The 11,501-nt window shown below is 63.3% G+C and carries 13 protein-coding genes; 7 read left to right on the top strand and 6 right to left on the bottom strand.

The features are described 5' to 3' along the window. Positions 1-411 precede the first annotated feature (411 nt). The 4 genes from ACT53T_RS17715 to ACT53T_RS17700 all read left to right on the top strand — a co-directional run bounded on the left by ACT53T_RS17715 (position 412) and on the right by ACT53T_RS17700 (position 4,255). A complete protein-coding gene (locus ACT53T_RS17715) occupies positions 412-1,026 on the top strand; it encodes a hypothetical protein (RefSeq protein ID WP_400767518.1) in 615 nt (204 codons plus the stop codon). Positions 1,027-1,100: 74 nt separating this feature from the next. After that, positions 1,101-1,466, top strand: a complete 366-nt coding sequence (locus ACT53T_RS17710) for a copper resistance CopC family protein (protein WP_476162224.1) — start codon at positions 1,101-1,103, stop codon at positions 1,464-1,466. Between the two features lie 94 nt (positions 1,467-1,560). After that, entirely contained in the window at positions 1,561-3,504 is a 1,944-nt protein-coding gene (locus ACT53T_RS17705) for a c-type cytochrome (RefSeq protein ID WP_476162223.1), read from the top strand. 133 nt (positions 3,505-3,637) lie between these two features. Next, positions 3,638-4,255, top strand: a complete 618-nt coding sequence (locus tag ACT53T_RS17700) for a copper chaperone PCu(A)C (RefSeq protein ID WP_476162222.1) — start codon at positions 3,638-3,640, stop codon at positions 4,253-4,255. 43 nt (positions 4,256-4,298) lie between these two features. Here the strand turns inward: ACT53T_RS17700 and ACT53T_RS17695 are convergent, their stop codons facing one another. Next, positions 4,299-4,538, bottom strand: a complete 240-nt coding sequence (locus tag ACT53T_RS17695; RefSeq protein ID WP_026191267.1) for a hypothetical protein — start codon at positions 4,536-4,538, stop codon at positions 4,299-4,301. Positions 4,539-4,706: 168 nt separating this feature from the next. After that, the gene (locus ACT53T_RS17690) at positions 4,707-5,930 is read right to left on the bottom strand and encodes a glycosyltransferase family 87 protein (protein WP_476162221.1); all 1,224 of its coding nucleotides are present in this window, start codon (positions 5,928-5,930) and stop codon (positions 4,707-4,709) included. 177 nt (positions 5,931-6,107) lie between these two features. Between ACT53T_RS17690 and ACT53T_RS17685 the strand changes: the two genes are divergently transcribed. Both ACT53T_RS17685 and ACT53T_RS17680 read left to right on the top strand, forming a co-directional pair. Continuing rightward, positions 6,108-7,310, top strand: coding sequence for a pyridoxal phosphate-dependent aminotransferase (locus ACT53T_RS17685; protein WP_400767525.1), 1,203 nt, complete (start codon positions 6,108-6,110; stop codon positions 7,308-7,310). Positions 7,311-7,403: 93 nt separating this feature from the next. Beyond that, on the top strand, positions 7,404-7,661 hold the full coding sequence (locus ACT53T_RS17680; protein WP_476162220.1) for a coiled-coil domain-containing protein: 258 nt from the start codon (positions 7,404-7,406) through the stop codon (positions 7,659-7,661). A gap of 7 nt (positions 7,662-7,668) precedes the next feature. On the opposite strand, the gene ACT53T_RS17675 is transcribed toward ACT53T_RS17680, so the two are convergent. From ACT53T_RS17675 to ACT53T_RS17665, 3 genes are all read right to left on the bottom strand, one after another. Then, positions 7,669-8,265, bottom strand: a complete 597-nt coding sequence (locus ACT53T_RS17675; protein ID WP_476162219.1) for an imm11 family protein — start codon at positions 8,263-8,265, stop codon at positions 7,669-7,671. 123 nt (positions 8,266-8,388) lie between these two features. Beyond that, entirely contained in the window at positions 8,389-8,988 is a 600-nt protein-coding gene (locus ACT53T_RS17670) for a superoxide dismutase (protein WP_018265165.1), read from the bottom strand. Between the two features lie 187 nt (positions 8,989-9,175). After that, positions 9,176-9,814, bottom strand: coding sequence for a hypothetical protein (locus ACT53T_RS17665; RefSeq protein WP_476162218.1), 639 nt, complete (start codon positions 9,812-9,814; stop codon positions 9,176-9,178). A 344-nt stretch (positions 9,815-10,158) separates the two neighbouring features. Here ACT53T_RS17665 and ACT53T_RS17660 point away from each other — a divergent pair, with 344 nt between their 5' ends. After that, a complete protein-coding gene (locus ACT53T_RS17660; RefSeq protein WP_476162217.1) occupies positions 10,159-10,686 on the top strand; it encodes a hypothetical protein in 528 nt (175 codons plus the stop codon). An 8-nt stretch (positions 10,687-10,694) separates the two neighbouring features. Here the strand turns inward: ACT53T_RS17660 and xth are convergent, their stop codons facing one another. After that, entirely contained in the window at positions 10,695-11,495 is an 801-nt protein-coding gene (xth, locus tag ACT53T_RS17655; RefSeq protein WP_476162216.1) for an exodeoxyribonuclease III, read from the bottom strand. Positions 11,496-11,501: the final 6 nt, after the last annotated feature.

Raw genomic sequence — 11,501 nt, 5'->3', positions numbered from 1 at the left:
TTCGTCGCCGGCGACATGCCCTGATCGAACTCTCTGAAGGCTGAAAATTCCGCCGGCCGGGCCTCGCGCCCGGCCGGCTTCTTTTTGCGGTCTCGATAGATTCGCCGGCCCGCAGCAAGAACGAGGCAATTATATCGGACTGCGACATATGCGGCGTTTGGACGCAGGAGAAATTGTCGCGTCTGCGCCCGAACGCGCATAGAATTTATCCATAGAGTCTCACGCCGGCAGTGGTCCGCAGGAGCGCAGCCACACTGCGGCCGATCGACGAAATAGCGATTTCAAATCGATTCCTTTTTGCACTAAGAAAAATCGGGACAAGCGAGGGCGAGGCGAGCTCGCTCTCTCGAAAGCTCGAAGAAAAAGCGCCGCGGCGACTGTGTGCGCGCGTGGTCGGGAGGAAGGAAGCCGATGATCGTTCGATCCGTGAGACCGTGCCTATTGGCGCTTGCGCTGCTCTTCGCGTCTTTTGCCGCTCCTCCGGCTCGCGCCGGCGGCGACGGCCCGGAAGCGATGGTCATGGACAATATGTGCATGGTCATGTTCGGCTATGACATGATCCACGTCACCGCCTATGAGGCGGAAGGCGCGCGCGAGCAATATTGCGACCATATTCCCTTCGTCGGCCGCGTCATCTTCACTTTCGACATCGCCAATCCCGATTTTCGTGATCTGCCGCTCGAGCTGCGCATCATTCGCGATCCGCTGACGCCGATTTCGGCCAATACGGATCTCGAGCCGCTCACCATCATTCATCTGCCGGCGAAGCTCTATAAGACCGGCACCTTCAACTTCGAGCACAGATTCACTGAAAAGGGCCATTTCATCGGCTATGTGACGCTCACCCGAGCGAATGGCGAGAAAGAGACCCAGCAGTTCAAATTCATGGTCGGTCAGACGCTGTGGTCCTTTGTGCCGCAGGCGCTCGGCGCCGTGCTGATCGCGCTGATGGTCGGCGTCTATTGGCGTCACAGCCACCCCAAGCCGAAGACCGCCGAGCCTGCGGACGCGCTGAAGTCATCGTGACCGCCGCCCGTCTTGAACGGGTGCGGCCGACAGACCAGATCATGATCTGATAATAAATAAGCGGAGGAGCGACGATGAAGGTGAAGTTCGGAGCCGGCCTCGTGGCGGCGTTTCTATGCATGAGCGCCGGAGCGGCGCTCGCGCATTCCTTTCTGGTCGACGCCTCTCCGTCGGCCAAGGATCATGTCGCCGCCTCGCCCAAATTCGTGAAGCTGCGCTTCGGCGGCGGCGTGGAGGCGGCCTATTCGACGATCGCCATCATCGGCGCCGACGGCAAGACCATCGTCGAAGGCGCGAAGGGCGCGCCCGACAAGCCACGCGAGCTGACGCTCGACGCGCCGGATCTCGCGGCGGGCAAATATGTCGTGAAATATCGCGTTCTCTCCTCGGATGGCCACATCGTCGAGGGGAAATACGAGTTCACGGTGGACGCTCACTAAGTCTGGCTCTCGAGCAACTTTAAAAAATAAAGCGGGCGGCGCCGATCGGCGGGGCGCCGCGCCGCGCTCGCGAGCGTAACGGAAGTCGAAATCAATGGAATTGGCGACGCTTCGCTTCGTGGAGAGCGTTCTTTCCGCTCTCGCCGTCGGACTATTGCTGCTGCCCCGCCTCATAGAGGAGGATGGCGCGCGCTTCAAGAAAGTGATCGCGGGCGCCGCGGTCCTGCGCCTGCTGTTCGGCTTCGGCCTCATCGTCGCGACGGCGCGCAACATCATCCCTGCGGGCCGTCCGGTCGATTCCGACGCGCTGCTGCAGTTCATCTCCGGCACGGTGATCGGCAAGGCCTGGGTGGCGACGCAGATTCTCGCGGCGGTTTTCGCCGGGGCGACGCTGGCGCGCTTGTGGGTCTCCAATCTCTGGCTCGATCGCGCGACGCTCGGGCTCGGGCTCGCCGTGCTCGCCGTCGTCTCCGTCACCGGCCATGCGGTGGACGACAGCCTGCCGATCTACACGCAGCTGAGCTTCCCCTTCCATACGCTGGCGGGCCTCACCTGGATCGGCGGCCTGCTCGGCCTCGTCTATTGGATGCTGACAGGCCGCGGCAAGCCGCCGGAGGTCGCTTGGCGACTCGCCGAGCGCTGGTCGCTCGTCGCCAAGGGCGCGATGGTCATCGTGCTGATCAGCGGCCTCATCCTCGCGTGGGAGACGGTCGGCAGCTTCGGCTTCATGCTGGCGACTCCCTATGGCCGTCTGCTCAGCGTCAAGCTGGCGCTGCTCTGCGCCGCTCTGCTGATGGCCCTCTCGCTGGCGCGCTATCTGACGCTCGGCTCCTCGAAGAAGGATTTCGATCTCGGCTGGTATGCGAAAATCGGCGGCTTCGAGGGCGGCTGCGCGCTCGGCCTCTTGTTCATCGCCGGCTGGATCGCCACCATCACGCCGGCGGCGCATGAGAACAATGTCTATTGGCCGCTGCCTTTCCGCGTCACCTATGCCGGCACATGGGGTCTCAAGGTCACGCCCTGGATCGATCCCACCTGGCAATGGGGCGTCGCCGGCGCGGCGCTGGCGGTGGCCGCGGCCTTGGCCTGGCTCGCGCCGGCGCTGGTCGCGGCCGTGGGCTTCACGCCTTTGCCGCAGCTACGCGATTGGCGAAAATATTCGACCTCCGCGCTGGCGCTGGCCGCGGCGATCTGCGGAACCGTCTCGCTCTCAGTGCAGGCCTATCCCGAGACCTACACGGATCCGCCCATCGCTTACACGGCGGCCTCTGTGAAGCGCGGCTTCGAGACCTTCCAGGCCAATTGCATCCCCTGTCACGGCGTGACCGGCGAAGGCAATGGACCCATGGCCAAGGATCTCAAGGTTCCGCCCGCCGATCTCACCGCGCCGCATGTCGCGACGCATACGCTCGGCGATATTTTCCACTGGCTGACCTATGGCGGGCAGAGCGGCGTCATGCCGCCTTTCGCCGACGCCATAGGTGAGGACGAGCGCTGGGATCTCATCAATTTTCTCACGGTTCTGTCCAACTCGAACCAGTCGCGCTTCTTGAGTCCCAAGGGCGTCATTCCTTGGCTGGTCGCGCCCAATTTCGCGCTGGAGGATCCAAAGGGCGAGATCGACGATCTCGAGAAGCTGCGCGGCGTGCCGACGCTCGTCTCCTTCGCGCGGTGCAAGCCGGAGGACGCCGATTTCGCCGATCGCGTCGCGAGCCTGAAGGCCGCGGCCGAGACGGCGAAGGCGATGGGCGCGCATCATGTCGCCGATTATTTCGGCGAATGCCCGGCCGATCCGAACGCGCTGACGCCGAGCCATCCCGACGCCACAGAGCTCACCTATTCGATCATCAACCATTATCTCGACGAGCCGGTCGTCAATGATATCCCGGAGGGGCATTTCCTCATCGATCGCTCCGGCTATGTGAGAGCCCGCTTCCGCCATTTCGGGACCGACGACGGCAATCTCGCTCTGCTGAAGGCGCAGATCGCGCTGACGGCGAAGGAGCCCGTCGTCTACGTCTCCCCGCATCAGCACTGAGCGGGCGAAGAAATGGCGCGCAATTCGTCGCATGGTCGCGATGCGGCGAAACGAGGCCGCTAGAGCCTCGCCGAGAAAAGAGCGACGAATGCAGCCGACGAGCTTTTCGTCGGGCTAGTTAGGGAGAACGCACATGATGATCAAGCGGCGTGATCTGTTGGCGGCGGGCGGCGCTCTATTGGGCGGCGCTGCGTTCGGCGCGTTGACTCCGATGCGCTCGGCGCAGGCTCATGAATATGAGCTCGGCAAGCTGACGATCGAGCATCCCTGGGTGCGCGCGCCCAAGGACGGCGAGACGACGGCGTATTTCTACGCCTTCATCCACAATAAGGGCGGCGCGGACAAGCTCATCGCGGTGAAGTCGCCGAATATCGGCAAGGTGACGCTGCATGCGGACGCCAAGCATACGGTCGCGGAAGGCGGCATCGCCATCGCGGCCGACAAGACGACGACGCTCTCGCCCGAAGGCGCGCATGTCGTGCTCGCCGAGGTGAAGAAGATCAATCCCGTCGGCTGGGGAATCGAGCTCGTTCTCGTCTTCGAGAAGGCGGGCGAGGTGACTGTCGACGCGGCGGTCGATGCGCCCGACGCCAAGCACGCGCATGACGCAGAGGCGATGCAGCGTTGGGAAAAGGCCCATCCAGAAGGCGGCGAGGCCAAGCCGGCCGAGCATGCCGGCCATGACCATGACCACCACGATCACGATCATCACGATCATGATCACCACGAAGAGCCGGCCAAGAAGCCGTAACCGCGCTCGGGGCGGAGCCGCGCCGCGCGCGGCTCCGTGGCCGTCAGTCGACGCCGACCAGCCGGCCGATATAGATATCGCCGGCGTCCGAGGAGATGGCGGGCGTCGGCGGCGAGCTCCGCGGCGCGTTCAGCGGCAGGGCGAAGCCCAGGATGAAGGCAGCGAGCGCCATTGCGGCGACGAGAATGAGTGAAACTCTGAACTGACGACGAGCCGATTCCGGGTCGAAGCTGCGCGTGAAAGCCGGCTCCATACGGTCTTCGAACTTATCCACCAACGACATGACGCACCCTCTCCGGGACGCTCCCCCGAACGTCCGACGCGTCGCGACCGCTCCCACGATCGTTCGGCGAAGAATAAACGGCGGCGCCGCCCAAAAAGTTTCATGCCTCGAGCAATGGGCGCCGATTTTTTTCGCGAAGTGAATTTTTTGTGGTCGTCCGGCCGTCGATCATAGCGATGGGGCGGCGCCCAGGTGGCGAAAACATGCGTCGCGCGAATTTGAGAGAATTATCGCGAACAACGCCGCCATCGTGACCGCGCCGAGAGGCAGCGCCGCCGCCGCCGCGATGGGACGCGCCGCGAGCGGAATGACGAAGGCCGCGGCGAGCGCGCTCTTCATATAAGGACCGAAGCCGCGTTCGAGCCCGCAGGAGACGAGCAGCGCGAGAGCGGGCGCGAGCGCCGTCATATCGTAGTCGAGACAATAGGGCGTCGTGAGGAATGTCGCGACGATCGCCCCTGCGGCCTTGGCGCGATAATCGGCGCCGCTGCGCCACAGCCACACCAGCGCGGCGAGGGTCGTCGTCGTGACCAGAGCCTGCGCCGCATAGGCCGTCCCAATGTCGGCGCCGAGCAGGCGCGCCGCCGCGAAGACGCTCTGGATTTTCGGAAAGCCGGCCGCGCCGCGCTCGACGACGAGATCGCGCGTGACGTCGAGATTTTGCGCGAAGGCGATCCAGCTCTCCGGCCCGAAGACGAGGAGGCTGGCGAGCGTCATCACGAGCAGCGCGGCGGCGGCCGAGGCGAGCGCGCGCCAATATCCGCCGACGATGAGCGCGATCGGCAACGCCAGCGCGAATTGCGGCTTATAGGCGAGCAGCGCGAAAGAGACGCCGGCGAGCGCCGGGCGCTGCGGCAGGGCGAGAAAGCCGAAGCCGAGCAGAGCGGCGGTCAGGAATCCGTTCTGCCCATGGCCGAGATTGACGAGCGTCGCCGGAAAGGCGAGCGCCAGCAGCGCGACGCGCCAGGGCGGCGCGGCGGAGCCGCGCATCAGCGCGAGCACGGCGACGAGATAGAGGGCGAGCGTCGCCATCTGCCAGACAGCGAGCGCCTCGAGATAGGGCAGACGCGCGAGCGCCGCCGCCGGCGCGAGGAAAAAGGGCGGGTAGTGCCAGCCATAGACGTCGCTGTCGGCGCCGAATTCGGCGCGTTGCGCGGCGATGTGGCGCTGCAGATCGAAAGGCGTCTCGGGATGGCCGCGCAAGGTCTCGAGGCCGGCGACCCACACTTGGCTGAAATCCGTGCCCAGCGGATGGCCATTGGCGTCGAAGCGGCCCTGCGCCGTCATCAGAACGGCGGCGATGCATCCAGCCGAGAGCAGCAGCAGCATCAGCGGATAGACGCGCAGACGCTCCGCGTCGAGCCAATCGCCGCTGCGCAGCTTCTCCCACATGTCGCGCTCTCCCTGGGCCCCGGCGCAAGCGGAGCGGGGCGACTCTAGAAGGGAGAGGTTAATCGCTTCGTTTCGACGCGGGCGCGGAGGCGGATTTTCGATTGCCGGGCGCCGCTGCGGCGTCTATCTTCGAGACCGCGATTGTGCAGCGCACACATGCCCAGAGGAGTTCCCCAAATGGCCTTTATCGCCGACGCTTTGTCACGCGTGAAACCTTCCGCCACGATCGCCGTGACGCAGAAGGCGCGTGACCTCAAAGCGCAGGGCAGGGAGGTCATCTCGCTCTCGGTGGGCGAGCCGGACTTCGACACGCCGACGCATATTTGCGACGCCGCCGTCGAGGCGATCCGCCGCGGCGAGACGCGCTATCCGCCGGTGCTCGGCATTCCGCAGCTGCGCGAGGCGGTGGCCAAGAAGTTCAAGCGCGAGAACGGCCTCGACTACAAGGCCTCGGACGTGATCGTCGCCACCGGCGGCAAGCACATTCTCTTCAACGCCTTTCTGGCGACGATCAATCCCGGCGACGAGGTGATCGTCCCGGCGCCCTATTGGGTCAGCTATCCCGAGATGGTCGCCATTTGCGGCGGAACCACCGTCTTCGTCGACACGACGATGGAGCATGGCTTCAAGCTGCAGGCGGCGGACCTCGAGCGCGCCATCACGCCGCGCACCAAATGGCTGGTGCTGAACTCGCCCTCCAACCCGTCCGGTGCCGCCTATACGCATGACGAGCTGAAACAGGTCGCCGAAGTGCTGCTGCGCCATCCGCAGGTGCATATTCTCACCGACGACATCTATGAGCATCTCGTCTATGGCGACTTCAAATTCGCGACCATCGCGCAGGTGGAGCCCGGCCTCTTCGACCGTACGCTGACGATGAACGGCGTCTCCAAAGCCTATGCGATGACCGGCTGGCGCATCGGCTTCGCCGCCGGCCCGGCCGCGCTCATCAAGGCGATGGACATGCTGCAGGGCCAGCAGACCTCGGGCGCCTGCTCTATCGCGCAATGGGCGGCGCTCGCGGCGCTGGAAGGTCCGCAGGACCATCTCGCCGTGTTCCGCAAGGCGTTTCAGGAGCGGCGCGATCTCGTCGTCTCCATGCTCGGTCAGGCGAAATATCTGCAATGCCCCTCGCCCGAGGGCGCCTTCTATGTCTTCCCCTCCTGCAAGGAGGCGATCGGCCGCAAGACGCCGGAGGGCAGGGTGATCGAGAGCGACGTGGATTTCGTCACCGCTCTCTTGGAGGCGGAAGGCGTCGCCGTGGTGCAGGGCTCGGCCTTCGGCACGGGACCGAATTTCCGCGTGTCCTATGCGGCGTCCAATGCGACGCTGGAGGACGCCTGCACGAAGATACAAAGATTCTGCGCGAGCTTGGTCTGACGAGAGAGCGTCGGAGACGACACCCGCCTCGCCACAGAGCGAGAACCGCGCTATTTGTAAGAGACATCTCGTCCTCGCGAGGAGCTTCTTTCTGTGAGCGTCGCATTCGACACGCTGAAATTCGTCGAAAAGCTCGAGGCGGGCGGGTTCACGCATGAGCAGGCGAAAGCGGCTGCCGAAGCCTTCGCCGAGGCGACGAGTCAGGAACTCGCCACCAAGACGGACATATTGGCGGTTCGCTCCGAAATTCGAGAATTGGAGCTACGCATGACCGTGAAGCTCGGCGGTCTGACTATCGTCGCAACCAGCATTATTCTAGCGGCGATACGGTACTTGCCGGGCGCGCATTGATTTGCATTCAGACCTCGTCTGCGACTCCGAGATCGAATTCCCCAAAGCCCGCTTCTTTTATCCGCCTATACAATTCATTGGATATAAATAGACACGAGTGAGTCGTCTGCTTGTCTCGCCAAAGATGAAATTTACGCGCGTTTTGCCGACGAATTTTTAATGGATGGAGTGAGCCTGCACGATAAAGGCAATCGCCGTTATTGAGAGTCGAATATCTTCCTTCCACGATCGCATCGACGAGCCGACAGGTATTGAGAATGTAGCGACTCGGCTCTCGGAGCGTTCCGTCGGCATCATAGATATCGACGGGGAAAAATTGATGCACGCCCGGCTCGAGCGCCTCGATGAGGTCGCGCACCTGGACGCTCAGACAAGGAGCCCCGCCGGAAACGAATGAAATATCGGGATTATGAGGTGAGAAGTCCTCTTCAGGGACATAGTCTGCGCGTAATATTGATTGCGGCTGCGCCTCCGGCCGAATGCGTTCGCCGACCACATTCTGCCATGTCACGAATTTTTGCCCCGTCGCTAATTCTTCACGCACCTCGCACCAAGGATAGGGCGATGGGTGCTGTTCGAGACTTGCGCTGATCACATATGCCACGGCGTTTGCTCCAGGCGATTTCAAACGGCTGGAGCTATGGTCTCGACTTCGTCGGCGAACGCAAGCGGCGATTTGGAAATTTGACGGCGGCGACGCATCGCGCCGCCGCCGTATGAAAACGTCTTACTTCGTCGCGGCCTCGTAGAGCTCCTCGACATATTCCCAATTCACGAGATGCTCGAGGAAGGCCTTGAGGAAGTCGGCGCGGCGGTTGCGGTAGTCGATGTAATAGGCGTGCTCCCACACATCGGCGACCAGCAGCGGCTTGGCGCCGAACACCAGCGGATTCTCGGCGTTCGGGGTCTTGCGCACGGCGAGCTTGCCGTCCTTGATCTCGAGCCACACCCAGCCCGAGCCGAACTGGCCGAGACCCTGGGTCTGGAACTCTTCCTTGAACTTGTCGACCGAGCCGAAGGACTCGACGATCGCCTTCTCGACCTTGGCGGGAATCGCGCCGCCGCCATTGGGCTTCAGCCACTTCCAATATTCGGAGTGGTTGTAGATCTGCGCCACATTGTTGAAGATCGGCACGTTCTTGCCGTAGGAGGCGACGATGACCTCCTCGATCGGCTTGCCCTCGAACTCGGTGCCTTTGATCAGATTATTGGCGTTGGTGACATAGGTCGCATGATGCTTGTCGTGGTGATACTCGAAGGATTCCTTCGACAAATAGGGCTGCAGCGCATCATAAGCGTAGGGAAGGTCGGGAAGGGTGAAGGTCATAATCCTTGCTCCTGACTGGGGTTCGCGAGCGCAGCATTCTCCGCTCGCCTCTACCTAGAACCCGGCAGGGCTCCAAGCAATCTCGCACGGCCGCAGTCTAACAATTTTCGTGCAAAGCTCGGACGACAAGCGCATTCCGGGCGCGAAAAAAACCCGCCCGATCGGATCGGGCGGGTAGGGAAGCCTGCTATTCCGCCTGATGCAGCGCGGCGCCATGCGCCGGCTCCGTCGGCCGCCGCCGCCAGGCGATCAGCCAGAGGCCGGCGGAAAGCCCGAGGAAGCCGATCCCATAGAGAACATATTCGATCGTGTTCCACAGGCTGAGCACGCCGACGCGGAAGGGAAAGCGCGAGCTCCATTCATGCCCGTCGCGATCGGCGACGGTGATGATGGCCACATAATTTCCCGCCTCCTTGAAGTCGTGCTCGAAGGTCATGGTCGCGTTGCGCTGTGTCTTCGGCGCCGCGTAGAATTGCGTCGCCGCCTCCATATCGGCTCCTTCGCCGCCCTCCTTGACGATGCGCACGCCGATGGCGATGTCGCGCACATCCACGGCCGGGGCGGGCGTCGCGGAAGACGGCGCCTGATTCTGCGCCATGTAGGAATCGGGCTGACGACCCAATTCTATGGCGGTCAGCGCGATCACCGTCGGACCCGTCTGGGCGATGTCGTCGCAGAATTCTTCCGGCTCGCCCTTTCGCTGATAGCCGATGAAATGCACTTTCACCGGCCCGACCGTTGTCACGCATTCGTCCTGCTCGAGCTTTACTCCTCCATGAGCGAAAGCACTTCCCGTCACCGCCGAAGCGAGCAGAAAGGTGAGCATAAATAAGCTACGCCTCGAAGAGCGCGTATCCATGGTTTCGACTCCCCTGAATTAGGCGGATCGTCGCCGCTTTCCGTCCGAGAGACGTTTGTCTCTACTTTTGATGTCTGTATTCATATCGTCGAATTCCATGTGGCGTTACGACGCATATATGTTGTTTTCTACGGGCTTGAATATTATGTGCAGGCGCCGGTCGGCGAGGGGCGCCGCGGGCCTCCACAATCGCGCCGGAATTGTCGCGCCGAATGCAGCGCGAAAACCGTCGGAGCGGCGCGCGAGCCGGCGTGCTAACAAGCGTCCGGCGGCGTGATCTTTGTCGCCATGTGAGATCGAAGAGGCGGAACATGCGGAGCGTCTGGTTCTTTCGGCTGACGCGTTGGGGCGTTTTCGGGCTCGGCGCGGCGCTCGCGGCGTGGGGCGTCGCGGCCATGTTCGAGGGCTGGGACAAAATCCAGATCGAGCGCGGCTGGAGCCTGTTCATCGCGGGCGCGGTGGCGCTCTCCGGCGGCGTGGTGACTGTGGCGATCGCCGCCGCTCTGTCGCGTCTCGACCGTGCGCTCGCGACATTCTCTCCGCAGGCGCCGCGCGTCGACGCTCCGGCGCCCGCTCCCGTGATATCGCAGCCGGCCCCAGCGCCGGAGATCGAGCCGCCGCCGGCGATGGCCCCGCCGACCGCCATGGCGCCGCCGCCGGGCTTCGAAGCCTATGCGCCCAAGCGCTATGTCGAGGCGGAGCCGGTCGAGGTCGACCGCTATGAGAATGGCGGCGCGCTTTATGTGATGTTTTCCGACGGCTCGGTCGAGATTCGCGGCGAGGGCCGCGTGCGGCGCTTCGCTTCGCTCTCCGAGCTGCGGGCGCAGGTCAACGCCTGACTCGGCGTTCAGACCGCCAGTGAGATCGTCACCGGCACATGGTCCGAGGGGCGCGTCCAATTGCGCGCCTCGCGCAGCACATGCATCTGCTGCAGCGTTTCGGAGAGCGCCTCGCTCGCCCAAATATGATCGAGCCGGCGGCCGCGGTCGGATTTCTCCCAATCCGAGGCGCGATAGCTCCACCACGTATAGAGCTTCTCCTCCTTGGGCACGAAGCGGCGCATCGCGTCGATCCAGCGTCCCGCGTCGATGACGCGGTCGAGCTTCTCCACCTCGATCGGCGTATGGCTCACCACTTGGAGCAGCGCCTTATGGCTCCAGACGTCCTGCTCCAGCGGCGCGATATTGAGGTCGCCGACCAGCACGACGCGGCCGTCGGTCACACGGTCGCGCGCGATCCATTCGGCCATCTCGTCCAGAAAATCGAGCTTATGGGCGAATTTCGGATTGATCTCGCGATTGGGCTCGTCGCCGCCGGCCGGCACGTAGAAATTATGGATCGTGACCGGCGTTCCGCCATTGGGGACGCCGACCGACACATGGCGCGCGTCGCCTTTCTCGCAGAAATCGCGCGTCTCCAGCAGCTCCAGCGGCTGCTTCGAGACGATGGCGACGCCGTGATAGCCCTTCTGGCCATTGATGGCGAAATGCTCATAGCCGAGCGCGCGAAAATCCGAATAGGGGAATTCGGCGTTGCGGCACTTGGTCTCCTGCAGGCAGATGACGTCCGGCGCATGCTCCTTCAAGAATTGCGCGACGATCGGCATGCGCAGGCGCACGGAATTGATGTTCCAGGTGGTGATCTTCATCCGTTT

Source organism: Methylosinus sp. DMC45 (assembly GCF_056313885.1).
Note: the sequence above shows the minus strand (reverse complement) of the source record. Positions and strands in the feature narration are given on the sequence as shown.

Excerpts from the sequence above, each read along its gene's own strand:
- ACT53T_RS17690 (WP_476162221.1), bottom strand. The coding sequence starts at position 5,930 with ATGTGGGAGAAGCTGCGCAGCGGCGATTGGCTCGACGCGGAGCGTCTG.
- ACT53T_RS17695 (WP_026191267.1), bottom strand. The coding sequence starts at position 4,538 with ATGTCGTTGGTGGATAAGTTCGAAGACCGTATGGAGCCGGCTTTCACG.
- ACT53T_RS17705 (WP_476162223.1), top strand. The coding sequence starts at position 1,561 with ATGGAATTGGCGACGCTTCGCTTCGTGGAGAGCGTTCTTTCCGCTCTC.
- ACT53T_RS17670 (WP_018265165.1), bottom strand. The coding sequence starts at position 8,988 with ATGACCTTCACCCTTCCCGACCTTCCCTACGCTTATGATGCGCTGCAG.
- ACT53T_RS17685 (WP_400767525.1), top strand. The coding sequence starts at position 6,108 with ATGGCCTTTATCGCCGACGCTTTGTCACGCGTGAAACCTTCCGCCACG.
- ACT53T_RS17715 (WP_400767518.1), top strand. The coding sequence starts at position 412 with ATGATCGTTCGATCCGTGAGACCGTGCCTATTGGCGCTTGCGCTGCTC.
- ACT53T_RS17710 (WP_476162224.1), top strand. The coding sequence starts at position 1,101 with ATGAAGGTGAAGTTCGGAGCCGGCCTCGTGGCGGCGTTTCTATGCATG.
- ACT53T_RS17660 (WP_476162217.1), top strand. The coding sequence starts at position 10,159 with ATGCGGAGCGTCTGGTTCTTTCGGCTGACGCGTTGGGGCGTTTTCGGG.
- ACT53T_RS17665 (WP_476162218.1), bottom strand. The coding sequence starts at position 9,814 with ATGCTCACCTTTCTGCTCGCTTCGGCGGTGACGGGAAGTGCTTTCGCT.
- xth (WP_476162216.1), bottom strand. The coding sequence starts at position 11,495 with ATGAAGATCACCACCTGGAACATCAATTCCGTGCGCCTGCGCATGCCG.
- ACT53T_RS17700 (WP_476162222.1), top strand. The coding sequence starts at position 3,638 with ATGATGATCAAGCGGCGTGATCTGTTGGCGGCGGGCGGCGCTCTATTG.